The following is a 25,217-nucleotide window of genomic DNA, read 5'->3' on the forward strand; positions in this document are numbered from 1 at the left end:
ACTGCGCGAGCAGAGCACTGTAGAGCTTGAGGAACGATTGCGCAACTTGCACGACGAGTGGTTTCGCCTGCGCTTCCAGCAGGTGAGCAAGCAGTTGCCCAACCCGATGCGCATTCGGGAGGTGCGCAAAGACATGGCCCGCATCCTGACGCTCCTCTCGGAGCGCGAGGCGAGCGGCGGCGCGGGTGGCTGAGCCGACCCGCGCGTCGCCACCGAAAACAATGGCAGTGATGGGTGACATCTGATTATGGCGGAACGCACGAGAGCAGTGAGAAAACAGCGCGAGGGCGTCGTCGTCAGCGACAAGATGGACAAGACCGTCGTCGTCGCCGTGGAGCAGCGGGGCCCGCACCCGCTCTACCGCAGGGTGGTGAAGCGGACGACCAAGCTCGTCGCCCAGGACGATGAGAATCGCTGCGGGATCGGCGACCGCGTCACCGTCACCGAGACGCGGCCGTTGAGCAAGCGCAAGCGGTGGCGCGTGACGGCGGTGATCGAAAAGGCGAAGTAGCTGTCGCACGCGTCCCGGCGCCCGTCGCGGCGGCGGGCACGCGGCCGGTTGCGCATCGGGCAGGCGGACAAGAGATTCAATGAAGAAACACGCGATAGAGAACATACGCAACGTCGGCATCATCGGGCACGGCGGGTCGGGTAAGACGAGCCTGGCCGAGGCGCTGCTGTTCGCGGCCGGGATCATTGACCGCCTGGGCAGCGTCGACGCGGGAACCACGGTCAGCGACAGCGACCCCGACGAGATCGAGCGCAATATCTCCATCACCAGCGCCCTGCTGCCGCACGAATGGCGCGAGCATAAGATCAACCTCCTGGATACGCCGGGCTACGCCGATTTCATCGGCGAGGTCATCTCGTCCCTGCGCGTCGCGGACGCCGCAATCATGGTGGTCGACGCCGTCGCCGGGGTGGAAGTGCAGACCGAGCGCTACTGGCAGATGGCCGCGAGCCGGGGCCTCGTGTCGCTCATCGTCGTCAACAAGATGGACAAGGAGGGCGCCGACTTCGCATCGGCAGTCGAGTCCGCGCGCGATCGCCTGGGGTGCAATGTGATCCCGCTGTACGTGCCCATCGGTAGCGCGCAGAACTTCCGCGGTGTGATTGACGTGCTCTCCGAGCAGGCGGTCGTGTACTCCGGCGGCAAGGCAAGCCGCGAGGCGGTGCCGGCGGACATGGCCGACGATGCGGCCGCCGCTCGCGAGCAGTTGATGGAGGCGGCGGCGGAAACGGACGACGCGCTCACCGAGAAGTACTTGGAGCAGGGCAGTCTCACGACCGAGGAGACGCGCAACGGACTGCGCGCGGCGGTGATCGCGGGGAACGCCGTGCCCGCAATTCCCGCTGCGGCGACGGCGCGTATCGCCGTTGATGTGGTGGCCGACGCAGTCGTGTCGTACCTGCCTGACCCGACGCAGTCGCCGCCGCTGACCGCGGCGCAGGGAGAGGAGCAGATCGAGCTTCGCGCCGACCCGGAGCAGCCCCGGGCGGCGCTGGTCTTCAAGACCATGGCCGACCCCTACGCGGGGCGCCTCTCGGTGTTCCGCGTGTGCCGCGGCACCATGCACTCCGACGCCAACGTCTACAACGCCAACCGCAACCGGCGCGAGCGCATCGGGCAGATCTTCATCGCGCGCGGCAAGCAGCAGGAGGCGGTGGCCTCCGTCGCGGCCGGCGATATGGGCGTGATCGCCAAGCTGCACGATACGGTCACCGGCGACACGCTGTGCGACGAGCACGCGCAGGTCATCTTGCCGGGCTTCGATTTTCCCGAGCCCGTGCTTGCGGTGTCGGTGCAGCCCAAGACCACGGGCGACGAGGAGAAAGTGAGCAGCGCGCTCGACCGGCTCCGTGAAGAAGACCCGACCACCGGTATCAGCATCGCCGCGGACACGCACGAGACGCTCCTGTCCGGCATGGGCGACCTGCACCTGGAGGTCATCGTCGGCCGGCTGCGGCGCAAGTTCGGCGTCGCGGTCGAGACCAGTACGCCCCGCGTGGCGTACAAGGAAACCGTGACCAAGACGGTGGAGGTGCAGGGCAAGTACAAGCGCCAGACCGGGGGCCGTGGGCAGTACGGCGATGTATGGCTGCGGGTGGAACCGCTGGAGCGCAGCGCGGGGCTGGAGTTCGTAGATAAGATCGTGGGCGGCGTGGTGCCCAGGAACTACATTCCGGCGGTCGAGAAAGGGGTCGTCGAGGCGGCGCAGCGCGGCGTGCTCGCGGCGTATCCGCTGGTCGACCTGCGCGTGACGCTGTACGACGGCTCCTACCACAACGTGGATTCATCGGACATGGCGTTCAAGATCGCCGGCTCGATGGCGCTGCAGAAGGCGGTGGCGGAGGCGGAGCCGCGGCTTCTGGAGCCGATCATGAGCGTCGAAGTGGCCGTGCCCGATGAATACATGGGTGACATCATCGGCCATCTCAACGGCAAGCGCGGCCGGATCCAGGGCATGGAGCCCGGGCCGGCGGGAATGCAGATCGTCAGGGCCCAGGTGCCTCTCGCCGAGCTCTTCGCGTACGCCACCGAGCTGCGCTCGATGACTCAGGGCCGCGCCAGCTACTTGATGAAGGCCTCGCACTACGAACAGGTCCCGGGCCATATCGCCCAGCGCATCGTCGAGGAGGCGCAGGAGCGTAAGGCGGACGAGCAGCAGCGCTGAGCCCGGCCGGCCGCGAACGCGAATGGCACAAGCCGAGCGATACGGGCGGCAGCGATCGAACGCCGCGAAGTGAATAGAGGCGAAGGCGGAGCAGGGCAATGATACAAATGTCCACGCGGCTGAAGGTAGCCGACAACACGGGCGCTCGCCAGATAGAATGCATTCGAGTGCTGGGCGGATCCGCCCGTAAGTACGCGCGCGTCGGCGATACCATCGTCGCCGCGGTGAAGCAGGTGAGCCCCGGGGCGCCGATCCGCAAGGGCGAAGTGGTGAAGGCCGTCATCGTGCGCACGCTTCAGCCCGTGGGACGGCCTGACGGCTCGCACATTCGCTTCGACGAGAACGCCGCGGTGCTGATTACCGATTCGAACGATCCGCGGGGGACGCGCATCTTCGGCCCGGTGGCGCGCGAGTTGCGCGACCGCGAGTTTACGAAAATCGTGTCCCTGGCACCGGAGGTGGTCTAGACCGGATTGTTCATGACGAGTTGAGACCCGGCGCGCAGGGCGCGCTTCGGCTGCGCCCGAGGCGCACGAGCGTCATGGATAAGCGCAGCCAATGAGGTGAGGCGGACCGGAAGAGTTCCGCCCACCCGGATACGGGGCACCCGGAGAACCGAGCTATGGCACGCACAACGCAACTGGACATCAAAAAGGGAGACACCGTTTACGTACTCAGGGGCAAGGACCGCGCGCACCGGATGGAGGGGCGCGAGGAGGAACTCGCGCGCCTCGAGCCCGCGCGCCTCAAGCGCGAGGCGGAGAAGGACCCCGGCCGGCGCGGCAAGGTGATCGGGGTCATCCGCGACAAGCGCCAGGTCCTAGTGGACGGCATCAATATGATCACCAAGCACGCCCGGCCGCGGGGCATGACCTCGCGCGCCGCGCAGATGCAGACCGGCCGCATCCAGCAGCCGGGACCGCTGCACATCTCCAACGTCATGCTCGTGTGCCCGCGCTGCGATCGCCCCGCCAAGGTCACGCGCCGCGAGGTTTCGGGCAAGCGCATCCGCGTCTGCCGCCGCTGCAGCGAGTACATTGACGAAGTCTGAGTCCCGACGGAAGTGTCGCTATGACTGAAGATACGCCACGGACAGAAGACGTGCGACCGGAATCGGAGCCAGCCGCGGCCGAGGCAGCGCCCGAGTCCGCGTCAGACGCCGCGCCGGCCGCCGATGTTGCGGAGCCAGCCGACGTTCCGCAGGCGGGCGTTGAGGCCGAGCCGGCCGCCCAAGAGCCCCAGTCCGCAGCCGCGCCCGAAGCGCCGGAGGAGCCGGAGCAGCCGGAGCAGGACGCCGAGCCGAAAGCCGAGCGCAAAGCCAAGCCGGCCAAGCCAAAGGCGGAGGCCAAGGCCGAGGGCGAGGGCAAGGATAGACCAAAGGCCGAGGGCAAAGGCAAGGCGAAGGCCGAGGGCAAAGGCAAACCAAAGGCCGAGGGTAAAGGCAAGCCAAAGGCCGAGGGCAAAGGCAAGCCAAAGGCCGAGGGCAAGCCGCAGCGCAAGCCCGAGCCGCCCGAGGAGAAGCTCCCGCCGCGGCTCCAGGTGCGCTATCGGGAGGAGATCCTGCCCGAGCTGATGCGTGAGCTGGGTCTCGGGAATCCGATGGAGGCGCCGCGAGTGACGAAGGTCGTCATCAACATGGGTGTCGGCGTCGCGACCCAAGAGCCGAAGGCGCTCGAAGGAGCGGCCAACGAGCTGGCCCAGGTCGCGGGGCAGCGTCCGGCGATTACGCGGGCGCGCAAGTCAATCGCTGCGTTCAAGGTGCGGGAGAAGAACCCGATCGGCTGCCGCGTGACCCTGCGCGGCGACCGCATGTACGAGTTCCTCGACCGGCTGTTTAACGCGGCGCTGCCGCGCATCCGCGACTTTCGCGGCCTGGCCCCGCGTTCGTTCGACGGACGCGGCAACTATACCCTGGGCATCCGGGAGCACCTCATTTTCCCGGAGCTGGACATAGATGAGATCGAACGCGTGCGCGGGATGAACATCACCATCACGACGTCCGCAAAGACCGACGAGGCGGGCCGGGCCCTGCTCACCAAGCTGGGCCTGCCGCTGCGCGAGAGCTGAAGGAGAGGCGAGTGGCCAAGAAGGCGCTGATCGAGAAGGCCAACCGCGAACCGAAATTCCGAGTTCGCCGGTACCATCGTTGCCAGGTCTGTGGGCGGCGGCGGGCGTACTACCGCAAGTTCGGCATGTGCCGGATCTGCCTGCGCAGTTTCGCCCACCGCGGGCTCCTGCCCGGCGTAACCAAGGCAAGTTGGTAGGAGGAGGCCCATGTCCCAGACCGACCCGATAGCGGACATGCTGACTCGCATCCGCAACGCGTGCGGCGTCCGTCACGAGCAGGTGGAGATTCCAGCGTCGCGGCTCAAGCTCGACATCGCGAAGATCCTGCGCGCCGAGGGGTATATCCAGAAGTACGAGATGCGCGACGACAACAAGCAGGGCGTGCTTGTGCTCACTCTCAAGTATGGCCAGGGCCGCGAGCCGGCGATTGTGGGGCTGCGCCGGGCGAGCAAGCCCGGGCGCAGGACCTATGTCGGCGCGCGCCGCATACCGCGCGTGATGGGCGGGCTCGGCACCGCGATCATATCAACGCCGCAGGGTCCGATGACCGGCCGCGAGGCGCGGCGTCGGGGGATCGGCGGCGAGGTCATGCTCTACGTGTGGTGACGGGGTTGGACAGATGGTTACGGGAGGACACTGAGAAATGTCGCGCGTAGGCAAACAACCGGTGCCGGTGCCGTCGGGCGTGACCGTCGAGATGCACGACGGGCGCATCGTCGTCTCCGGCCCGAAGGGCACGCTGGAGCGCGAGCCTCACCCCGACATGACGGTGCGCATAGAGGCGGGCGCGATAACCGTCGAGCGCCCGAGCGACGGGCGCGAGCACAGGTCCTTGCACGGACTGACGCGAACACTGATCGCCAATATGGTGACGGGCGTGACGGACGGTTTCCGCAAGAGCCTGGATCTCGTGGGCGTTGGCTACCGCGCGCAGATGCAGGATCGCAAGCTCGTGCTTCAGGTTGGCTTCTCGCACTCCGTCGAGGTGCACCCACCGCAGGGGGTGGAGCTGTCGCTGGAGACCTTCACCCCGATGGCTGACAACAACTACCTCGCGGCCCGCATCATCGTCGAGGGCATTGACAAGCAGAAAGTGGGTCAGCTCGCCGCCGATATCCGCGCCGTGAGGAAGCCGGAACCCTACAAAGGCAAGGGCCTGCGTTACACCGGCGAGGTCGTCCGCCGCAAGGCGGGCAAGGCGGCGGTGAAAGTCGGGATCGGCTAGCAGGACCCGTTTCGACATTGCGCACGGCCCGCGTTGCGCAGCGGGCTGTGGTTGAAAGGAAGCGCGCGTGACACCGACAGCAGAAAAGGTCAAAGGGCGGCAGCGCCGACGCCGAGGCGTACGCCAGCGCGTGTTCGGCGTGCCCGAGCGGCCGCGCCTGTCCGTGTTCCGCAGCGCGCGTCACATCTACGCTCAGATCATCGATGATCTTGCCGGGCGCACGTTGGCTGCGGCGTCCACGCTCGATCCTGAACTGCACGCTCGCCTGCCGCGCGGCTCGAATCGTGAGGTCGCTCGCGAGGTCGGCAAGGCGCTCGCCGCGAAGGCCCGCGCCGCGGGCGTGACCAAGGTCGTCTTCGACCGCGGCGGCTACCTGTATCACGGCCGCATCGCGGCCGTGGCAGACGGAGCGCGCGAGGGAGGACTCGAGCTGTGACGACGGCCGACACGGGCGGGCGCGGATGACAAGGAGTAACCATGCCGAGAATTGACGCCTCGGAGTTGATGATCGAGGAACGGGTGATCGCTCTCAACCGAGTGCAGAAGGTGCATAAGGGCGGGCGCACGCTGCGCTGGAATGCCCTGGTCGTGGCCGGTGACGGCGCGGGCGTCGTCGGGGTCGGACTGGGCAAGGCGGCGGAGGTGCCGGAGGCGATCCGCAAGGGCGCCGAGGATGCCAAGAAGGAGCTGCGGCGGGTCGCCCTGCTCGGGACGACCATACCTCACGAGGTGGTAGGGGAGTTCGGGGCGGCGAAGGTCATCCTGCGCCCCGCGAGCCCGGGTACCGGCGTCATCGCTGGCGGCGCCGTGCGCGCGGTGGTTGAGGTCGCCGGGATCAAGGACATCCTGACCAAGTCGTTGGGCAGCGCCAACCCAATCAACATCGCCCGCGCCACGATGAAGTGCCTGACGGCGCTGACGACTCCGCAGCAGGTCGCGGCGCGCCGCGGCAAGCCGCCGTCGGAAATCATTGACGCGTACTCTCCGCCGCGGGGGCAACAGGTGGCGCTGACCGAGGCGCCGGCGGAGGGCGGCGGGGCGTCGGACGCAGGCGACGCGGAGCATACTCAGAAGGAGCAAGCTCGCAATGCGCAGGCTCAAGATAACTCTGGTACGTAGCACGGCAGACCGGCTGCGCAACCAGCAGCACACCGCGCGCTCCCTGGGCCTCACGCGCATTCGCAAGACCGCGCTGCACCGCGATACGCCGCAGGTCAGGGGTATGATCCGCGCCATCCGCCATTTGGTCGAGGTGGAGGAAGTGGAGGCCGAGGGGGCGGAGTGAGCGCGCACCTGTCATCGCGCACGGCACGGATTTCGCGTATAATAAAGAGGATCGGCCGGGACGTTGAGCCGCCTACTGTGAACTGACTGACAGTGCCCGACCAGTGTCGGGCACGGCGCAGAGATGGCCGCCGGAGTTTTCATGCGGAGTCCGGCTTCGACTGTCACGCGACAGCGCAACGCATGAGTGTTGTGAGATCGTATCAAGCAAGGGTTGTAAGATGAGGATAGGACAGCTATCGCCGACGCCGGGATCGAAGAGGCGACGCAAGCGCGTCGGGTTCGGCATCGGCTCGGGCCGCGGCAAGACGTGCGGCCGCGGCATGAAAGGGCAGCATGCGCGCGGCAGCGTGCCCCCGCGCTTCGAGGGCGGCCAGACGCCGCTTTATCGGCGCATGCGGAAGCTGCGCGGCGTCTCCAAGGCCGCCATGCCGCGAGGCATGTTCCGCAAGGAATACGCGATTGTCAATGTCGGGCAATTGGCGCGCTTCGACGCCGGCACGAACGTGACGCCGGAGTTGCTCGTCGAGTCCGGCGTCATCAAGTCCGTCAGGGACGGTGTGCGCGTCCTCGGCGAAGGGGAGATCACGAAGCCCCTGCGCGTCCTTGCCGCCCACTTCAGCGCGTCGGCGCGCGCCAAGCTGGAAGGCGCCGGCGGATCGGTGGAGGAGGCCTGAGGTGACCGGCTCCCTCGGATCACTGGTGGCCGCCTTCAAGCTGCCCGACCTGCGGGGGCGGATACTGTTCGTGTTCGCCATGTTCGCGGTGTTCGTGTGCGGCCTGCACATACCGATTCCCAATATCGACCGCGCCATGATGAATCAGCTGTTCGAGAAGGGCGGGGATCTGCTCGGCCTGTTCGACGCGTTCTCGGGCGGCGCCCTGCGCAAGTTCTCGATCTTCGCCATGGGCATCATCCCGTACATCAATGCTTCGATCATCTTCCAGTTGCTGGGCATGGCCTCCCCGCGCATCCAGGAACTCGCGCGCGAGGGCGAGAGCGGGCGGCGCAAGATATCCCAGTACACGCGCTACCTCACCATCGCGCTCGCCATGCTCCAGGCGTTGGGGCTGACGCTGATGCTCCGCCGCCAGGAGGTCATCGTAACGCCGTCGGTGCTGGGACTGGTGCCGATGGCGCTCACGCTCACCGCCGGCACCGCGTTTCTCATGTGGTTGGGCGAGCAAATCACCGACAAGGGCATCGGCAACGGCGTCTCGCTTATCATCTTCGCGGGGATCATGGCGAGCGTGCCGTACGACGTTTTGCGGACCTGGGAGGCATTGCGCAGCCAGGTATTCGGCATCAGCAATGTCGCGTTCCTGGCGATCATCCTCGTCGGCACCATCCTCGCCATCGTCTACATGCAGCAGGGCCAACGCAAGATCCCGGTGCAGCACGCGAAGCGCGTCGTCGGCACGCGCATGTACTCCGGCTCCAGCACCTACCTGCCGCTGCGCGTCAACTCGGCAGGCGTGATCCCGATCATCTTCGCGATCTCCGTCGCGATGTTCCCGGCGACCGTCGCCCAGTTCATCCCGGTGCCCGAGGCGTGGGAGGACATGCGCGCAACCGTGCTCAGGTGGTTCAGCCCGGGCAACAGCGCGGCGGGATCGACGATCTATTTCTTGCTCGTCATCTTCTTCACCTACTTCTACACCGCGGTGACATTCAACGTTGAGGAAGTCTCGGATAACCTGAAGAAGAGCGGCGGTTACGTCCCCGGCATCCGCCCGGGCAAGCCGACGCGCGACTACCTCGACCGGGTGCTGGTGCGCCTGACCCTGGCGGGCGCGCTGTTCCTCGGCGTCATCGCGCTCATGCAGTTCTACGTCCAGGACATCACCGGCGTTCGCACCTACACGCTGGTTGGGGGAACGTCGCTGCTGATTGTGGTCGGCGTCGCCCTGGAGACGATGCAGCAAATCGAGGCCCATCTGGTCATGCGCCACTACGAGGGGTTTATCCGCTGATGCGCGTGATCATGTTCGGGCCTCCGGGCGCCGGCAAGGGCACCATCGCGGGGGCGCTCAACGAGAAATGGGGCATTCCGCACATCGCCACCGGTGACATGCTGCGGGAGCACGTGAGACAGGGCACGGATCTCGGCCGCAAGGCCCGGGAGCACATGGACGCCGGTGAACTCGTGCCCGATGACCTGATACTGGAGATGGTGCGGCGGCGGCTCGGCGAGCCGGATGCGCAGCGTGGATTCATACTCGACGGCTTCCCGCGCACTCTCCCGCAGGCAGAGGCGCTGGATGATATGCTGGACGGCGGCGTGGACGTCGTTCTCGACCTCCAGGTGCCCGAGGAGGAACTGATACGGCGCCTGTCGGGGCGGCGGGTGTGTGCGGACTGCGGGGCGATCTACCAAGTGGACACGATGCCTCCGCAGCGGCCGGGCATCTGCGACCGTTGCGGTGCGGATCTGATGCAGCGCAGCGACGATGCGCCGCAGGCGGTGCGTCGGCGGCTCGAGGTGTACCGGGCGCAGACGGCGCCGGTGTTGGCGCACTATCGCGAGCGGGGGCGGCTGCGCGCGGTGGATGGAACGCGCGGCTCGGCGGCGGTGATCGAGGAGGCCGCGACCGCGCTGCCCGCGGGCGAGAACGGTGCGCGATAGAGCGCGGGCGACGCGCGGGCCGGCGGTCGTCGTCAAGACCGAGGCTGAAATCGAGGCCATGAAGCGGGCGGGCAAGGTCGTCGCGGAGGCGCTGGCGGCGATGCGCGCGGCGATCGTGCCGGGGATGGACACGGCTGAACTCGATCGGATCGCGGAGGCGCTGATTCGCAGCCGCGGAGCGGTGCCGTCGTTCAAGGGGTATAACGGGTTTCCGGCGAGCGTCTGCGTGTCGGTCAACGACGAGGTCGTGCACGGGCTGCCCGGGCGCGGGAGGTTGAGAGAGGGCGACATCGTAGGCATAGACGTGGGCGCGATCGCCGACGGGTATCACGCCGATGCTGCGGCGACGTACGCGGTGGGCAAGATCAGCCCGCAGGCGCGGCGTCTGGTGCGGGTGACGAGGCAGGCGCTGTACGACGGCATCGCGCAAGCGCGGGCGGGGCGCACGCTGCGCGACCTCGCGCGCGCGATTGAGGCGCGCGCGGCGGGCAGCGGGTATTCCGTGGTGCGCGAGTTGGTCGGTCACAGCATCGGCCGGGAGATGCACGAAGGGTTGCAGGTCGCCAACTACGCGGACGGGGCGACCGACCTGGAGTTGCGCCCCGGCATGACCCTGGCTATCGAGCCGATGGTCAACGAGGGCGGCTGGGAGATTACAAAAGACGCCGACGGCTGGACCTTCCGTACCCAGGACGGCAGCCTCAGCGCTCACTGGGAGCATACCGTCGTGGTGCGGGATGGCGCCGCCGAAATCATTACCGCCCACTAGGGCGCCGAACGAGGAGAGCCTTTGTCGAAGGAAGCTCCCATCGAGGTAGAGGGGACGGTCACCGAGACTCGGCCGAACGCCATGTTCAGGGTCAAGCTGGAGTCGGGGCACGAAGTGCTCGCGCACGTCTCGGGCAAGATCAGGATGTCGTACATCCGCATCCTGCCCGGCGACCGGGTCAAGGTGGAGGTCTCGCCCTACGACTTGAGCCGCGGGCGCATCGTGTGGCGCTACAAGTGACGCGCCTCGCCGCGCGCGGCGCACGGCGAGGAGAGGATGTGACATGAAGGTCAGAGCTTCGGTCAGGAAAATGTGTGACCGCTGCAAGGTCGTGAAGCGTGGTGGCAAGGTGCGCGTGATCTGCAGCGATCCGAGCAAGAGCGCCAAGCACAAGCAAGTGCAGGGCTGAGAGGTACTGAGATGGCACGAATCGCTGGTGTAGACCTGCCGCGCGACAAGCGCGTCGAGGTCGCGCTCACGTATATCTACGGCATTGGGGTCTCGCGCAGCCGGGCGCTGCTCGCGCAGACCGGGGTCGCCCCGGACACGCGGGTTCGCGATCTGACCGACGAGGAAACGACGCGGTTGCGCGACGCCCTCGCCGAGGAGTACCGCGTCGAGGGCGACCTGCGGCGCGAGGTGACCGGCAATATCAAACGCCTGATGGAGATCGGCAGCTATCGCGGCCTGCGCCACCGCCGGGGCCTCCCGGTGCGGGGCCAGCGCACCAGCACCAACGCCCGCACGCGTAAGGGCCCCCGCCGCACGGTGGGCGTGCGCCGTGGCAGCGGCAAGAAGTAGCCGGCGCGGGCCCGTGCTCGGGCACGGGATGGCGACGGGAACAGTAGATCGGCGGGCGAGAGGTAGCGACAGGAGCACTACATGAGGAAAGGGCCGAGACAGCGAAGGCGCGAGCGGCGTTCCGTTCCCTACGGGCGCGCTTATATCAAGTCCACGTTCAATAACACCGTGGTCACCATCACCGACCCCAATGGCAATGCGGTCGCGTGGGCGAGCGCGGGGTCGGTGGGATTCAAGGGCACGCGCAAGGGAACGCCGTTCGCGGCGCAGTCAACTGCCGAGACGGTGGCGCGTCGCGCCATGGAGATGGGCATGAAGCGCGTGGACGTGTACGTCAGGGGCCCCGGCTCCGGGCGCGAGACGGCGATCCGCTCGCTGCAGGCCGCCGGTCTCGAGATCGCAGTCATTCGCGATATGACGCCGATACCCCACAACGGGTGCCGGCCGCCGAAGCGACGACGCGTATGAACCGCCTTGCCCGCGACCGGCGGGGACGAGCAAAGCATCGCCGGCGCGGCCTGGCGCAGGGAGTGTGGGTTGCGAATCGCACGGACACACGGACACCAGGGAGCCATCGGTTTCTCGTACGTCGTGCCTTGGTGGCTTGGTGGTATGGATAGGAATTCTCAGGGGAGCGAAGTTCATGGCACGATATAGAGACGCGCGCTGCCGTCAATGCCGGCGCGAGGGCGTGCGGTTGTACCTCAAGGGCGACCGGTGCTATACGCCCAAGTGTGCGGTGGAGCGGCGGACGTATCCGCCGGGGCAGCACGGCCAGGGGCGGCGCAAGATGTCGGACTACGGGCTGCAGCTGCGCGAGAAGCAGAAGCTGCGCAAGATCTACGGCGTCCTCGAGCGCCAGTTTCGCCGCTACTTCCAGGAAGCCGAGCGCCGTCCGGGCGTCACCGGCGAGAATCTGCTGCAGTTGCTGGAGCGGCGCCTGGACAATGCGGTCTATCGCCTCGGGTTCGCCGGATCGCGCAGCCAGGCGCGCCAACTCGTCGCCCACGAGCACTTCGCGGTCAACGGCAGGACGGTCAACGTGCCCTCCTACGTGGTCAGGCCGAGCGACGTCATCGAGGTGCGCGAGGGCAGCAAGCAGGCGGAGCCGATTCGGGTCAGCCTGTCCGCGGTCGGTACCCGGCGCCTGCCGGAGTGGCTCGAACTCGATGCCGAGAACATGCGGGGCACCATCGTCTCCTTCCCGAGGCGCGAGGACATAGACGTGGAGGCGCAAGAGCAACTCGTGGTCGAGTACTACTCCCGTTAGCCCCCGCCCAAAGGAGCGCATCCCGATGCTTCTAGATACTGTCAGCGCGAAAATCGAAAGACTCGACGACGCGTCGGATCCGACGTACGGCAAGTTTCAGGTCGAGCCCCTGGAGAAGGGATACGGCACGACGCTCGGCAACGCCCTGCGGCGCGTGCTGCTGACGTCCATCCCCGGGGCGGCGGTCGTCGCGGTACGCATCGAGTCCGTGCTGCACGAATTCTCCTCCGTCCCCGGCGCGGTCGAGGACACCACGGAGTGGCTCCTCAACATCAAGGAGCTTGCCATCCGCGTCACCGACAGCCAGCTCGGGCGCGGCGAGGCCCCGCTCATCCTGCGCTTGGACCGCGCCGGCCCCGGCGAGGTCCTGGCTGCGGATATCGAGACGCCGGCCGAGGTCGAGATCGTCAACAAGGATCTCCACCTGGTCACGCTCGACGGCGAAGATGCGCGCCTCGCGGTCGAGTTGGATGTCGAAGTCGGCACCGGCTATATCGTCGCCGAGGAGCAGCAGCGGAAGCACGAGATCGGAACCATCCCCGTGGATGCCATCTTCTCGCCCGTGCGCCGGGTGACGTTCCGCGTCGAACCGACGCGCGTGGGACATCTCACGGACTACGACCGCCTCACCTTCGAGGTGCGCACCAACGGCACTATCGGGCCCGCGGACGCTATCAGCGAGGCGGCGAAGATACTCGATCGCTACCTCATCCTGTTCTTCGACTTCTCCGCCGAGGAACGCGAGGAGGCGCCGAGCGCCGAGGCCGACCTCGCCCGTCAGCGCCTGCTCGAAACACGTATGGAGGATATGGATTTCTCGGTTCGCACCAACAACTGCCTGCGCAAGGACGGCATCACCACCGTCGGGGAACTCATCGAACGCAGCGAGAGCGATCTCATGCAGATCCGTAATTTCGGGCGCAAGTCGCTCAACGAGGTCAAGGCGAAACTCAAAGACCTCGGGCTGGGCCTCGCGGGTTCGGAAGGCGTGGAGTCCGACGAGGAGGATCTCGAGCCGACCGAGATCGGCGCCGAGGATGAGGCCGCGTCGGAGGATGACGAAGACACGGTAGGCTGAAGCCGTCGGGCGGGACGAGCTTGTCAGGGAGCAGCACGGAGCATGAGACACAGGCTAGCCGGAAGACGATTGGGAAGGCCCACCGACCAGCGCATGGCGCTGCTGCGCGGGCTGGTGTCGGATGTGCTGTGGCACGGGAAGGTGAAGACCACCCACACCAGGGCCAAAGAAGCGCGCCCGCTCGTCGAGAAGCTGATCACTCTCGCTCGCGAGGATACCGTCCACCACCGGCGCGAGGCACGCAAGTTCCTCAACGATCGCGACTTGGTGGCGCACCTTTTCCTCAAGGTCGCGCCCACGTACCGAGAGCGCACCGGCGGGTACTCCCGCATCATCCGTACCGGGATGCGCCGCGGCGACGCCGCACCCATGGCCCGCCTGGAACTCGTGGACTACGAGGCAGGCACGTGAGACGCCAACCGCGAGACGCGTCCCCGGCATCGCGACGGCGGGATCGCCGGCCGGGATCCGATTGCGAGAGCGGCATCTGAGATTTCGGATCTGACACTTCAGCGCCTGCATGGCGAACATCAAGCTGGTCGTTGAATACGACGGCACCGGTTACTGCGGCTTCCAAAGGCAGTCGCGCCTGCCGACCATTCAGGGCGAGCTTGAGGCCGCCCTGGGCAAGCTGCTCGACGAACCGGTCGCGATAACGGCGGCCGGCAGAACCGACGCCGGCGTGCACGCTCTCGGGCAGGTCGTCAATTTCCGGAGCGAGCGTCCGGTGCCCGCGGCGCGGTGGCCGAGGGCGGTCAACCGGTTGCTGCCGCGCCAGATAGTGGTCAAGCGCGCGCAGGAGGTCGGCGACGATTTCCACGCGCGCCGGATGGCGACAAGCAGGCGGTATCAGTATACGATTCTGAATCGCGGCGAGCCGTCGGCGCTGCTGGGGCGGTTCGCCTACCAGACCGGCGACACGCTCGACTTGGCGGCGATGCGGGGAGCGGCGCGCCCGCTCGTGGGCGAGCATGATTTCGCGGCGTTTCAGGCCGCGGGCAGTCCCAGCGCGTCGACCGTGCGTCGCGTGACCGCGGCGCGCGTGATGCGGCTCGGCGACGTCGTGATCGTCGTGATTGAAGCGAACAGCTTCCTGTACCAGATGGCGCGCATCGCGGTCGCGGCGCTGCTCGCTGTGGGCCGCGGGGAGCTGGCGCCGGCCGACGTGCAACGGATAATGAAATCGGGGGATCGCGGCCGTATCGGCCCCCCGGCGCCGCCCCACGGGCTGTGCCTCGTCCGGGTGCGGTACTGATCGGCGCAAGCGCACCGGCATATGCGCGGGGCGCAGCGCCAAAGACGAGGGTTAGCGATAATGCGTACGAAGACCTATAGCCCACGCAAGCAAGACGTGGAGCGCAAATGGCTTGTCGTGGATGCGGCGGGCACGCCGGTCGGGCGAGTGGCGGCGGAGGTGGCGGCGCTCCTGCGCGGCAAGCACAAGCCGATCTACGCGCCGCACGTAGACACCGGGGATCACGTCGTGGTCATCAATGCCGACAAGCTCGTGGCGACCGCTAACAAAGCCACCAACAAGATGGTCTATCACCATTCCGGCTATCCGGGTGGGCTCAAGGCGCACCGCTACGGAGATCTGTTGGCGGAGAAGCCGCAGGAGGTGCTGCGGCGAGCGGTGCGCGGCATGCTGCCCCATAATCGCCTCGGCCGGGCGATGCTGCGCAAGCTCAAGATTTACCGCGGCCCCGATCATCCCCACCAGGCCCAGCGGCCACAGCCGCACGTCACGCAGCGCGGCCGCCGCGCCGCAGCTGCGGCGCCGCCGCAGCCCGCGGGTGCAGAGACGGGAGAGAACAATGGCTGAACGATACTACGGAACCGGACGCCGCAAGGACGCCGTGGCCAAGGTGTGGCTGGTCAGCCCCGGTCAGGGGCGGATAACCGTCAACAGCAGGCCGATCGGTCAATACGTGGGGCGCAAGACCCTCGAAGTGCTCGTCCGCGAGCCGCTTGAGGTGACGGATACGATGGCGCGCTTCGACGTCAAAGCCGACACCACGGGGGGCGGCGTGTCCGGGCAGGCCGGGGCGGTGCGCCACGGCATCGCGAGAGCGCTCGTCGCCTACGACGAGAACCTGCGGTCGGTCCTGCGCAAGTCCGGTATGCTCACGCGCGACTCGCGCATCAAGGAGCGCAAGAAGTACGGCCGCAAGCGCGCGCGCCGCGGCTTCCAGTGGACCAAGCGCTAGTCCCGACGCCCGCCGCCGCGCGAGGCGCGGCATAGGGTTGCCGATCGTGCGCTCGGCGGGCGAACCGCCTTCGCCCCGCGCAGCGCAGCCGGATCGGTGAGCAATCGTGGGGCTATGTGGAATAACCCAATCGGTTCTCCTGTTCGCGGAGGGCTCGCCGTGCTGGAGATTCGGTTCGACAACCCCGTCCGGAGAGAACCTTGGGTGACGCGGCTACGCGGGCGCCGGTTGGCGCCGCTCCGGTGATGCCCGGAACTCTGTGGTCTGTGGCCGGTTTCGTCACCCCCAAGCCTATGTGTCATCGCAAGACTTTCACCCTCGTCGCCTGGGCTGTCGTGCTGCTGCTCTGCCTTGCCGGGAGCGGCGTGCTCGCCGCGGCGGCGTACGAGGTCTATTCGATCCAAGAGGGCGACACGCTGGCGACCATCGCCGCGCGCTTCGGCGTTGAGGAATCGGCGATTGCCGAGTTCAACGGTCTCGCCCCGGGAGCCAAGCTCGAGCCGGGCGAATCGCTGATGATCCCCATCGCCCGGGACGCCGCAGCGGGTCGCACGGCCCAGGAGGCGTTCGCGGCCGAGGAGAAGCAGGCGCGCGACGTCGAGGCGGCGGAACTGACCATCAAGCCCGCTGCCCAGGCGCGCAGCGGCCCCGTGGTTGGGTACCTGGGCGTCACGGTGCAGGACGCCGTCGCGGTGGCTGATCCGCGTGGCGATGAGCGCCTGTGCACTATCCCGCGCGGCACGAACGTCTGCGTCTCCTGCCAGTACGGCGAGCACTATGGCATTCTGATGTCCGACGGCGCAGTGGCGTGGGTGCCCAAGCAAGACCTCGGCGTGCAGGCCGTGGAACTCGTGGCGGGGATCGAGGTCCCGGCGGGCGTCAACGGCCGCACGGCGATCGTCGAGGCCGCCTTCCGCTACTACGGGCTGCCCTACCGCTACGGCGGCGTGCCGCCGGGGCCGACCGACTGCTCGGCATTCGTGCAGACCGTGTTCCGCGACCGCGGCGTCCACCTGCCGCGCACCGCCGCCGCGCAGTTCAACGTCGGGTACGGCGTCGCGCTGGATCAGCTTGCCATAGGCGATCGCTTGTACTTCGTCAACAGCGAGGGGTATATCGGCCACACCGGCATCTACATCGGCAACGGCCAGTTCATCCACGCCTCATCCCGGCGCGGGTACGTCGGCATAGATACTCTGCGGTCGGGATTCTACCGCCATCGGCTCGTCGGCGCGCGCCGCCCGTGAGGCGGCCGGCACGCGTCACTGCTTGAGCAGCCACACCTCCGCCACCTGCACGCCGCGCCCGGTGCACCGGCTCCACGTCAACTCCAAGGCCCCCCCCGCCGTCGCCTGTCGCGGTATGTCGAACTCCACCGGCGCGACGGGATCACTCGGCCCGAGTTCCCCGTGGATCTCGAAGCGCCCGTTGGCGGCGAGCTTCGCCGTCGCCCGGTGGCGGCCGGCATAGGTGACGCGCACCCGGTACGACGCATCTGGATCCAGGCCCTCGTAGCGCATTCGCAGCGGCGTGCCGAACAGAGTCTGCCCCTGGCATCGCCACGACAGCCGGCCCTCGTCCCCGCCGAACTCATCCTGCGCGCTGAGGCAGAAGCCGGGATCCGTATCCCACCCCGGCTCGACGACGAGGTGCGGCTCGCTCCAGCGCTGCCCCAGGTTGTCATAGAACCCGCCCGGCCCCGCGTCCTCCCATTCGACGATGCGCCGCATCGCCGCGAGCTTCTCGGTCTCGTCCTTCTCGGCGGCTGCCGCGAGGTCCGCCTCGATCCAGCCGCGGTTGTTGAGCGGCCAGTCGAGCGTGGTCACCATCGCGCCGCGCTCCCAGCCGGAGGCGTGGTGGCGCTCGACGGTGAGCTGCGCGCCGATGCTCTCCCACAGATCGTCCGCGAGTTCGTCAATGCGCGCTCGCCAGTCAGCGTGCGGCCTCTCGGCGTCGGCGCGAGAGAGAATGCTCCTTGCCGCGGCCGCGGCCTCGTCACAGCCGACGTCGCCGGCCCGCGCGAGCGCGCGCAGCGCCTGCTGCTCCAGTCCGCTCTCGAAGCGCAGCCGCGCCTGCACATAGGCATCGTAATACGCGCGCAACAGCATCTGCTGGAACCGCCAGTTCCCCAGCACCTCGCGGCCGGCGCGGCGCTCAAGCGCTTGCCAGTGCACCAGCGTTTCGGCGATGCCGTCGTTATCCGCCGCCGGCCGCTCCCAGTTGCGTTCGAGGGCGAGGATGCCGTCGGCGATGTCCTCGGCCATTTCCTGGGAGATATAGACGCGCCCGTACTCCACCAGCGCCGTGCGGACGTCGGTGTCACGGTCCCACCCCATGACGTTCCAGATGAACTTGTTGACATCGTCGGCAATGCCGTCGGAGTAGGTGACGAAGCCGCACGCGAGGTCGGCGAACCGCTTGTAGATATGCGCGTACTGCGTGGGGCGGGGGGCGATGGGCTCGCGGTTCGCCGTGATGGCGAAAGCCTGATCCCACGCAGGCACCGGGTACTGGCAGCGCACGGTGTGGCAGATGTCGGGGTAGCGGCGGAGCGCATATCTAGCAGGCACCGCCTCGCGCATGTGCTGCATCGTATCTTCGACCCACGGCGCGTACACGATCCCATCGAGCCAGTCCGGCTGCTCCGTCTGCAGGTATTCGTAGAAGTAGTCGAGCGCCTCGCCCCGGAAGTTCTGAGCCGACACCCACATCGTGGATTCGGGATGGATGCGCTTGAGGAGCGCGGCGTGCTCGGCGGTGAGAGGCATGAAATCGCGCGGGTGCAGATTGCCCGGGTCGCCGCCGGGAACGAACACCTCGTCCACGCGCCGGCACGCCTCATAGAGGCGTCGCCGGTTCTCGAGCGCGGCGCGGCGGCCGTCGGGCGTCAGGATGTCGTCCTCGGTGTTCGGCACCCACAGGCAGACGATCAGCCCGTACTGGTGGGCAATCTCGGCCAGCCACAGCGTCATCTCCCACGGATCCACGGGCATGATGGCGCTGTCTGCGACGTCGTCGGGGGTGATCGAAGGGACGATCTCCAGCGCGTTGGCGCCGAAGATGATGAGGTCGCGCAGGTACTGCTCGTAGCGGGCTTTGTCCCAGGCGTCATACGAGTTCGACTTGGCGCGATAACTGGGCTGGTGACCGCGCAGGGCGACCTGCGGCGCGGATGCGACGTCGAGGTCCGCGTCGAGCGTGATTCGACCGTCAGCGAAATCGAGCGCCCGCAGCAAGCGCCCGATGCCGAACAGCCGGCCACGGATGTCATTGCCGGCGACGGCGACGAGCGGGGGCTCCTCCGACGCGCGCACGGCGACCGAGTAGCCCTCCGGAGGGCCTTCCCGGTCCGCACTCAGGGCCACCACGGGCTGGTCCGCCGGCGGTCGGGTCGCGACCGGCCACTCCACGCCGGATCGCCGCTTGACCTCCTCGACGAGCAACTGCACCGCCTTCGCCTCGTGCACGTCGCCCGTGGGGTTGTCCAGGATGATCGTCGCTTCAGTGAGGTCCATGCCTCGCGGCGTCACCGACGCCGATGCCGAAGCCAGGCTCAGCGCTGTGGCTGCGGCGACAAGCACGAAGAGCAGATCCAATGCACCACTCCAGAGATTCGATAGGTGTCGGGCATCGTGATGTATTTCGCAGCGGCGAGCGTTTCCCCTGCGCCGGGCCGGAGGATACCTACTGGCCTGTGATCCCGCTGCTGCGACGGGCGGGCGTTGGAGATCGACGGAATGCGAGGTCGGAAGAAAGGCGACCTGCGGAGCGCGGGAGTGAACTCCCGCATTGAAAGGCAGCGGTTCATCGCCGCACCCCAGAATGACCGCCTGCGCAGCCGCCGTCCGGTGCGCCGTCAGGGGCTCCCGCGCACGGCCGCAGTCATCCGGTCGCAAGGAAGCTGTGGGCAGCGGTGATGTCCCGGGGATGGGGCGAGCGAGGGTGATTCGTCCTTGCGGCGCACGCGGTATGGCCGTCCAATTGACCGGCGGCGGAGGGTTCTGATATAATCCAAATATCCGGGGCGTAGCTCAGTTTGGTAGAGCGCACGGTTCGGGACCGTGAGGTCGGCAGTTCAAGTCTGCCCGCCCCGACCAGCATTCGAAACGCAGAAGGCACGGCGCGCGCCGTGCCTTCATTGTCCTCGATCTCGTTTGATCTGAGCGGTTTCGCCTTACAGCTCCACCTGCACCACGCGGTACATGCTGTCGAGGCGGCTGATCTTCTTCATCACCGCCGGGGGAACCAGGCTGTCCACCGCGAGAACCATCACCGCCTTGCCGCGCGCCGTCCTGCGGCCGACGTGCATGCCCGCGATGTTGATGTCGTCATTGCCCAGAATCGTCCCGACCTTGCCGATCACCCCGGGGCGGTCGTGATGGTCGGCGATGAGCATGTAGCCCGTCGGCTCGAAGTCCACCCGGTACTCGTTGAGGCGCACGATCCGCAGGTCGTTCCGCCCGAACAGGGTGCCCGCCACGACCTGCGCGCCCGGGTCCGACTCAATGCGGCTGGTGATGAGGCTGGCGTAGTCCTCGGCGGTCGTGCTCTTCGACTCCTTGACCTTGAGGCCGCGCTGCTCCGCCAGCAGCGGCGCATTGACCAGGTTGACCGGCTCCTCGAGGGCGGGCTGCAGCAGCCCGACGAGGAGCGAGCGAGTCACGGCGGAGACATCGAGTTCCGCGATCTCGCCGCTATAGGTTATCTCGACGTCCTCGACGTGTCCTTCCGCGAGCTGGGCTTGAAGCCGGCCGATTCGTTCTGCGAGAGTGATATAGGGCTGCAGCGCGGCCAGCGCCTCCGCGCCCACCGGCGAGACATTGACCGCGGTGCGCGCGGGCCGGCCGTGGATGACCTCCACGACCTGCTCCGCCACGTCCACGGCAACCTTGATCTGCGCCTCCTCCGTGGAAGCGCCGAGGTGCGGCGTGAGGATGATGCCCTCGACGTCCGCGAGCGGCGAGTCCTTCGGCGGTTCCTCCTCGAAGACGTCAATCGCCGCGCCGGCGACGACGCCGGCTTTGACCGCCTCGGCCAGCGCCTGCTCGTCAACGATGCCGCCGCGGGCGGTGTTGACAATGCGCAGGCCGCGCTTGGCCTTGGCGAGCCCGGCTTTGCCGATAAGGCCGCGCGTGTCCTTGGTAAGCGGCGTGTGAATCGTGAGGTAGTCCGCCCGGGCAAGCAGATCGTCCAGAGCGACCAACTCCGCGCCGAGTCGCTCCGCGTGTTCCGCGGCGATGAATGGATCGAACACGAGCAGCCGCATCCCGAAGGCGCGCGCCCGCCGCGCGACCTCGGCGCCGATCTTGCCGAGGCCGACGATCCCGAGCACTTTATTGTACAGTTCGACGCCGACGAACTTGCTGCGCTTCCATTCACCCCTGCGCATTGACTCATGCGCGTCGGGTATGCGGCGCGACAGCGCGAGCAGCAGCGCGATGGTGTGCTCGGTCGCCGCGATGGTGTTGCCCTCGGGAGAGTTGAGGACGACAACCCCCCGCCGCGTCGCCGCGGCGACGTCCACGTTGTCCACGCCGACACCAGCGCGCGCGATGACCTTCAGCCGCTTGGCGGCCTCGATGACCTCTGCCGTCACCCTGGTCTGGCTGCGCACAAGCAGGGCGTCGGCCTTGGATATCGCCTGCTTCAACTCATCGGGCGTATGATCCGTCTTGACCACGACCTCGATATCCGGGTCGCGACGCAAGATGTCGAGTCCGGCGTCGGCGATCGGGTCGCTCACCAGCGCCCGAAACGTCGGCCGCGTCTTCTTCGCTCTCTTGGGTTCCTTGCGCGTAGGCATCGTTGGCTATTCCTGTGGGCGTCGCACCGGCTAACGACCGGTCAGCTCTTTGTGGGCAGCATCGAGGGCGGCGCCGATGTCCACTTTCACACCGAGTTCGTGCAACCCCGCGCCGAGCGCCGCCAGGGTGGTCATGATGTCCGTCTCGTTGACGTAGCCCAGGTGCCCGATACGGAACACGGTTTCCTTGAGCTTGCCCTGGCCGCCGGCGAGCACCACGCCGTACTTGTCCAGCAGCAGCGAGCGAACCTTGGCGGGGCCGATGCCGTCCGGGGCGACGATCGCGGTAACGGCGTTCGACGCATACCTGCGATCGGCGAGTAGCTTGAGTCCCATGACATCGCACGCCGCGCGCACGGCGGCGCCGAGACGCCGGTGCCGCGCGAAGCAGTTCTCCAGCCCCTCCTGCTCAATCATGCGCAGCCCTTCATCCAGTCCGTACATCTGCGGCAGGGCCGGCGTCCACGGCGTCTGCCCCTTGTCCATGAACTCCTTTGCCTTCTTCAGGTCGAGGTAGTAGCGGTGCATCTTCGCCTGCGCGTTGGCGGCCCAGGCGCGGTCATTCATCGAGACAAACGCGAGACCCGGCGGCACCATGAATGCTTTCTGCGACGCGGCGGCGACGACGTCGATCCCCCACTCGTCGGTGCGCAGGTCAATCGCCACCAGGCTGCTCACCGCGTCCACCAGCAGCAGCGCGCCGTGATCGCGCACCACCGCGGCAACCGCGGCCACGTCATTGGTGACGCCCGTCGAAGTCTCGTTGTGCGTCACCAGCACTGCCTTGATCCCGCGCGCCGAGTCCTTCTTCAGCCGCGCGGCGACGAGATCCGCATCCACCGCCGCGCCCCACTCCGACGGCATCCGCTCGACGTCAGCGCCGAAGGCCTCGGCGATCTCGGCGAAGCGGTCGCCGAAGGAGCCGATAGAGAGGCTTAGCACTTTGTCTCCGGGTGACAGCGTGCTGACCACCGCCGCTTCCAGCGCCCCGGTGCCGGAACAGGTGAGGGTCAGGACGTCGGCCGTGGTCTTGAATGCGCGCTGCAGCCCTTCGTTGCACCGGTTCTGGAGTTGGGTGAACTCGGGGCCGCGGTGGTTGATCATCGGCTTGCTGCACGCCCGCAGGACGGACGGGGCAACGGGGGTGGGACCGGGTATCATGAGCAACTGCTTTTCTTCCAAAGGACGCCTCCGTTATCTGATGATGCGGATTCGCCCCGGCTGAGCACCGGCGCTTGTACCCCAGCGAACGAGCGACGGGTCATATTATGCTTGGAGAGTGCAGGGCCTGTCAAGAATGGTGTGGAATTCCTCTGTTACGTCCGAAAACTCTCCGTCGTGGTCGAGCGTTTGCCGAGCGCCGCGCCGGGGTATGCACTGAGCGGGAGCCCGTCTCCCCCCGTGCTGGGGCCACGGGAAGCGGAGCCTGAGGGGGTTCCTGGCAGCCCGGCCCCGGCTCAACTCGGGGATTGCTGCGACCCGCCGCAATACATCCTTTGACCCTGTTGCGTCAAGGCGTGCGGGGTGATTGGGAGGGAAGACATGAACCGCGCCCTTTGTCTGGGTCCGCTCCTCTCCGCAGCATTCCTACTGATTCTCCTCACATTCATCTGCTTGAGTCCTGCATCTGCCGACGGCGGCACTTGGCCGCCGATAGCGCAATGGGGTGTCGGCGTTGGCCGGGACGCCGCCCGCCAGGGCGACTACCTCTACATTGCTGCGTCTGCGGCCATGACCATCATGGATGTCTCCTTGCCCAGCCAGCCCCGCCTGGTGGGCTACTACGATCCGCCCTGTTCGTATGTTTGCACTACCATCGCCGTATCCGGCGCGTATGCCTACCTCGGGTCGAGCATGAGCATGTACGTCATTGACGTGACAGACCCGACCGACCCCTTGCAGGTCGGTCACTGTGTAGTGCCGGAGCCGATTCAGGGGCTTGCAGTCGCAGGGCACCACGTCTATGTCGCGGATGGCCGATCCGGGCTGCGAATCGTGGACGTCTCTAATCCCGCGGCCCCTACCCCGGTCGGCTTCTACCTGGCCGCTGGCGAAGCATCCGAGGTAGCGGTCTCCGGCAGCTACGCGTACGTCGTGGATGCGTCGAGAGGTCTACGCGTGGTAGACGTGTCGCAGCCGCAGAAACCGGTACAGGTCGGCTACTGGGAATCAACAAAGCGCCTGTTTCCGAGTGGCGTCGCCATTTTGGGCGGATATGCATATATCGCGGACAGATACTACGCGCACGTGCTCATCGTGGATGTGTCGGATCCTGCGTCCCCGTGGCTCGCGGGCTCGGTTGCTCTTCTCTGGTGCCCGCAGGACATCGAGATAGAGGGCAGGTATGCCTACGTTGCCACTCGGGAGGAACTACCCCAAGACGCCCCGCAGTGGCTGTACGTGTTGGACCTGGCAGACGCTGCGTGTCCAGGGATCGTGGGAGCCTGCCAGACATCTGAAGCTGCCGGCTCTGGTGGCGCGCTGGCGGCCTCGTGGCCGTATGTCTATGTCGCCGGGAACGAGAAGGTGATCGCTGTCGACGTGCTGGATGCGAGCACGCCCCTTGTCGTGGGCCAGTGGGGCTTCGAAACGGGCCGCGTAGCGGCCCAGGGAGGGTATGCCTATGTGGCCACGCACCGCTATCGCCTTGTCGTTATCGATGCGAGCGATCCACAGCAACCCTCACGGTTGGGATCCTGCATTGCCAACGGACAGTCCATAGAAGTCTCGGGAGACTATGTGTACCTCACAGCGCGCGCGTACTACGACACGGGCCTGACCGTCGTTGACGTCTCGACTCCCGGAGAACCGGTTGTCGTTGGCCGCTACGTCGATCCTGAGTGGAATATGTGGCTAGGCCTTGCAGTGGCAGGCCGCTACGTGTATGTAGCGAGAGCGAATAGCCTGTGGATCATGGACGTCTCTGACCCATCCTGCCCGAAACTGGCCGGGGCCCTCGCTGGGCTGAATTGGGCTGAGGACGTGGCGGTGCACGGCGACAACGCATATGTGGCACGCGGTCGGCAAGGACTGTCCGTTGTTGACGTGTCCGACCCGACGCGTCCGGCTGAGATTGGTCACTGGCAGACGCACGGGCTTGCGTACGGTGTTGCGGTTTCGGATAGTCACGCCTACGTCGGCGACTCTAACTCGATGTACGTGCTCGATATCGCTGATCCCTTCAACCCGGTGCCCGTTGGCTCGCTCGCGCTATCAGAGCCGGTCTGGCCGGATTCAAACCTGGTGTCCGATATTGCTGTGTCAGGAGCATACGCGTACGTCGTCACAGGCGGTGCCGGGCTTCGGATCGTGGATGTATCGGATCCGACCCACCCGAAGGAAGTGGCGTTCTGGGACACCCCAGGCGGTGCTCTAGACGTAGCCGTCTCTGACGGCCGCGTCTATGTCGCT

At 67.0% G+C, this 25,217-nt stretch carries 31 protein-coding genes and 1 tRNA gene; 29 read left to right on the forward strand and 3 right to left on the reverse strand.

Going from position 1 to position 25,217, the window contains the following annotated elements:
- Window position 1: 1 nt before the first annotated feature.
- The 27 genes from rpmC to JSV65_03520 all read left to right on the forward strand — a co-directional run bounded on the left by rpmC (window position 2) and on the right by JSV65_03520 (window position 17,250).
- The gene (gene rpmC / locus JSV65_03390) at window positions 2–193 is read left to right on the forward strand and encodes a 50S ribosomal protein L29 (GenBank protein UCH35407.1); all 192 of its coding nucleotides are present in this window, start codon (window positions 2–4) and stop codon (window positions 191–193) included.
- A gap of 54 nt (window positions 194–247) precedes the next feature.
- Window positions 248–511, forward strand: coding sequence for a 30S ribosomal protein S17 (rpsQ, locus tag JSV65_03395; GenBank protein ID UCH35408.1), 264 nt, complete (start codon window positions 248–250; stop codon window positions 509–511).
- Between the two features lie 79 nt (window positions 512–590).
- Window positions 591–2,675 (forward strand): elongation factor G, encoded by a 2,085-nt coding sequence (gene fusA, locus JSV65_03400; GenBank protein UCH35409.1) that lies wholly within the window; start codon window positions 591–593, stop codon window positions 2,673–2,675.
- Between the two features lie 98 nt (window positions 2,676–2,773).
- Complete coding sequence (gene rplN, locus JSV65_03405; protein ID UCH35410.1) at window positions 2,774–3,142, forward strand: 50S ribosomal protein L14; 369 nt, start codon at window positions 2,774–2,776, stop codon at window positions 3,140–3,142.
- A 155-nt stretch (window positions 3,143–3,297) separates the two neighbouring features.
- Window positions 3,298–3,726, forward strand: a complete 429-nt coding sequence (rplX, locus tag JSV65_03410; protein UCH35411.1) for a 50S ribosomal protein L24 — start codon at window positions 3,298–3,300, stop codon at window positions 3,724–3,726.
- Window positions 3,727–3,746: 20 nt separating this feature from the next.
- Window positions 3,747–4,742: a 50S ribosomal protein L5 gene (gene rplE / locus JSV65_03415; GenBank protein UCH35412.1), complete on the forward strand. Its 996-nt coding sequence runs from the start codon at window positions 3,747–3,749 to the stop codon at window positions 4,740–4,742.
- Window positions 4,743–4,753: 11 nt separating this feature from the next.
- Window positions 4,754–4,939, forward strand: a complete 186-nt coding sequence (locus JSV65_03420; protein ID UCH35413.1) for a type Z 30S ribosomal protein S14 — start codon at window positions 4,754–4,756, stop codon at window positions 4,937–4,939.
- A 10-nt stretch (window positions 4,940–4,949) separates the two neighbouring features.
- Window positions 4,950–5,348, forward strand: a complete 399-nt coding sequence (rpsH, locus tag JSV65_03425) for a 30S ribosomal protein S8 (protein UCH35414.1) — start codon at window positions 4,950–4,952, stop codon at window positions 5,346–5,348.
- 37 nt (window positions 5,349–5,385) lie between these two features.
- Complete coding sequence (gene rplF / locus JSV65_03430; protein UCH35415.1) at window positions 5,386–5,967, forward strand: 50S ribosomal protein L6; 582 nt, start codon at window positions 5,386–5,388, stop codon at window positions 5,965–5,967.
- Between the two features lie 67 nt (window positions 5,968–6,034).
- Window positions 6,035–6,403 carry a 50S ribosomal protein L18 gene (rplR, locus tag JSV65_03435; GenBank protein ID UCH35416.1) on the forward strand — a complete coding sequence of 123 codons (369 nt, stop codon included), beginning with the start codon at window positions 6,035–6,037 and terminating at the stop codon, window positions 6,401–6,403.
- Window positions 6,404–6,444: 41 nt separating this feature from the next.
- Complete coding sequence (rpsE, locus tag JSV65_03440; GenBank protein ID UCH35417.1) at window positions 6,445–7,086, forward strand: 30S ribosomal protein S5; 642 nt, start codon at window positions 6,445–6,447, stop codon at window positions 7,084–7,086.
- Window positions 7,055–7,252 carry a 50S ribosomal protein L30 gene (rpmD, locus tag JSV65_03445; GenBank protein UCH35418.1) on the forward strand — a complete coding sequence of 66 codons (198 nt, stop codon included), beginning with the start codon at window positions 7,055–7,057 and terminating at the stop codon, window positions 7,250–7,252. The genes rpsE and rpmD overlap by 32 nt, the downstream gene beginning before the upstream one ends.
- A gap of 220 nt (window positions 7,253–7,472) precedes the next feature.
- Complete coding sequence (gene rplO / locus JSV65_03450) at window positions 7,473–7,928, forward strand: 50S ribosomal protein L15 (protein ID UCH35419.1); 456 nt, start codon at window positions 7,473–7,475, stop codon at window positions 7,926–7,928.
- Window positions 7,929–7,950: 22 nt separating this feature from the next.
- The gene (gene secY, locus JSV65_03455) at window positions 7,951–9,225 is read left to right on the forward strand and encodes a preprotein translocase subunit SecY (protein ID UCH36689.1); all 1,275 of its coding nucleotides are present in this window, start codon (window positions 7,951–7,953) and stop codon (window positions 9,223–9,225) included.
- Window positions 9,225–9,878 (forward strand): adenylate kinase, encoded by a 654-nt coding sequence (locus tag JSV65_03460; GenBank protein UCH35420.1) that lies wholly within the window; start codon window positions 9,225–9,227, stop codon window positions 9,876–9,878. The genes secY and JSV65_03460 overlap by 1 nt, the downstream gene beginning before the upstream one ends.
- Before the next feature lie 58 nt (window positions 9,879–9,936).
- Window positions 9,937–10,647 carry a type I methionyl aminopeptidase gene (map, locus tag JSV65_03465; GenBank protein UCH36690.1) on the forward strand — a complete coding sequence of 237 codons (711 nt, stop codon included), beginning with the start codon at window positions 9,937–9,939 and terminating at the stop codon, window positions 10,645–10,647.
- A gap of 21 nt (window positions 10,648–10,668) precedes the next feature.
- Window positions 10,669–10,887, forward strand: coding sequence for a translation initiation factor IF-1 (infA, locus tag JSV65_03470; GenBank protein ID UCH35421.1), 219 nt, complete (start codon window positions 10,669–10,671; stop codon window positions 10,885–10,887).
- A 43-nt stretch (window positions 10,888–10,930) separates the two neighbouring features.
- Entirely contained in the window at window positions 10,931–11,056 is a 126-nt protein-coding gene (rpmJ, locus tag JSV65_03475) for a 50S ribosomal protein L36 (GenBank protein ID UCH35422.1), read from the forward strand.
- 11 nt (window positions 11,057–11,067) lie between these two features.
- Window positions 11,068–11,448: a 30S ribosomal protein S13 gene (gene rpsM / locus JSV65_03480; protein ID UCH35423.1), complete on the forward strand. Its 381-nt coding sequence runs from the start codon at window positions 11,068–11,070 to the stop codon at window positions 11,446–11,448.
- 81 nt (window positions 11,449–11,529) lie between these two features.
- Window positions 11,530–11,916: a 30S ribosomal protein S11 gene (rpsK, locus tag JSV65_03485; GenBank protein ID UCH35424.1), complete on the forward strand. Its 387-nt coding sequence runs from the start codon at window positions 11,530–11,532 to the stop codon at window positions 11,914–11,916.
- 175 nt (window positions 11,917–12,091) lie between these two features.
- Window positions 12,092–12,718: a 30S ribosomal protein S4 gene (gene rpsD / locus JSV65_03490; GenBank protein UCH35425.1), complete on the forward strand. Its 627-nt coding sequence runs from the start codon at window positions 12,092–12,094 to the stop codon at window positions 12,716–12,718.
- 25 nt (window positions 12,719–12,743) lie between these two features.
- On the forward strand, window positions 12,744–13,796 hold the full coding sequence (locus tag JSV65_03495) for a DNA-directed RNA polymerase subunit alpha (GenBank protein UCH35426.1): 1,053 nt from the start codon (window positions 12,744–12,746) through the stop codon (window positions 13,794–13,796).
- 42 nt (window positions 13,797–13,838) lie between these two features.
- Window positions 13,839–14,207: a 50S ribosomal protein L17 gene (rplQ, locus tag JSV65_03500; protein ID UCH35427.1), complete on the forward strand. Its 369-nt coding sequence runs from the start codon at window positions 13,839–13,841 to the stop codon at window positions 14,205–14,207.
- 109 nt (window positions 14,208–14,316) lie between these two features.
- Window positions 14,317–15,051 carry a tRNA pseudouridine(38-40) synthase TruA gene (gene truA, locus JSV65_03505; protein ID UCH35428.1) on the forward strand — a complete coding sequence of 245 codons (735 nt, stop codon included), beginning with the start codon at window positions 14,317–14,319 and terminating at the stop codon, window positions 15,049–15,051.
- A 60-nt stretch (window positions 15,052–15,111) separates the two neighbouring features.
- Complete coding sequence (gene rplM, locus JSV65_03510; protein UCH35429.1) at window positions 15,112–15,618, forward strand: 50S ribosomal protein L13; 507 nt, start codon at window positions 15,112–15,114, stop codon at window positions 15,616–15,618.
- Window positions 15,611–16,003 carry a 30S ribosomal protein S9 gene (gene rpsI, locus JSV65_03515; protein UCH35430.1) on the forward strand — a complete coding sequence of 131 codons (393 nt, stop codon included), beginning with the start codon at window positions 15,611–15,613 and terminating at the stop codon, window positions 16,001–16,003. Before rplM ends, rpsI begins: the two co-directional genes overlap by 8 nt.
- 200 nt (window positions 16,004–16,203) lie before the next feature.
- On the forward strand, window positions 16,204–17,250 hold the full coding sequence (locus JSV65_03520; GenBank protein ID UCH35431.1) for a LysM peptidoglycan-binding domain-containing C40 family peptidase: 1,047 nt from the start codon (window positions 16,204–16,206) through the stop codon (window positions 17,248–17,250).
- Between the two features lie 15 nt (window positions 17,251–17,265).
- On the opposite strand, the gene JSV65_03525 is transcribed toward JSV65_03520, so the two are convergent.
- Window positions 17,266–19,599 carry a hypothetical protein gene (locus JSV65_03525; protein ID UCH35432.1) on the reverse strand — a complete coding sequence of 778 codons (2,334 nt, stop codon included), beginning with the start codon at window positions 19,597–19,599 and terminating at the stop codon, window positions 17,266–17,268.
- A gap of 424 nt (window positions 19,600–20,023) precedes the next feature.
- Here JSV65_03525 and JSV65_03530 point away from each other — a divergent pair.
- A tRNA-Pro gene (locus JSV65_03530) sits at window positions 20,024–20,100 on the forward strand.
- 77 nt (window positions 20,101–20,177) lie between these two features.
- Here JSV65_03530 and JSV65_03535 read toward each other — a convergent pair.
- Both JSV65_03535 and JSV65_03540 read right to left on the reverse strand, forming a co-directional pair.
- The gene (locus JSV65_03535; protein ID UCH35433.1) at window positions 20,178–21,806 is read right to left on the reverse strand and encodes a phosphoglycerate dehydrogenase; all 1,629 of its coding nucleotides are present in this window, start codon (window positions 21,804–21,806) and stop codon (window positions 20,178–20,180) included.
- Between the two features lie 30 nt (window positions 21,807–21,836).
- The gene (locus JSV65_03540) at window positions 21,837–22,967 is read right to left on the reverse strand and encodes an alanine--glyoxylate aminotransferase family protein (protein ID UCH36691.1); all 1,131 of its coding nucleotides are present in this window, start codon (window positions 22,965–22,967) and stop codon (window positions 21,837–21,839) included.
- A 381-nt stretch (window positions 22,968–23,348) separates the two neighbouring features.
- On the opposite strand from JSV65_03540, the gene JSV65_03545 reads away from it, so the two are divergent.
- A partial coding sequence (locus JSV65_03545; protein ID UCH35434.1) for a hypothetical protein occupies window positions 23,349–25,217 on the forward strand: 1,869 nt, incomplete at its 3' end.

This window comes from Armatimonadota bacterium (assembly GCA_020354555.1).
GTDB lineage: Bacteria > Armatimonadota > Hebobacteria.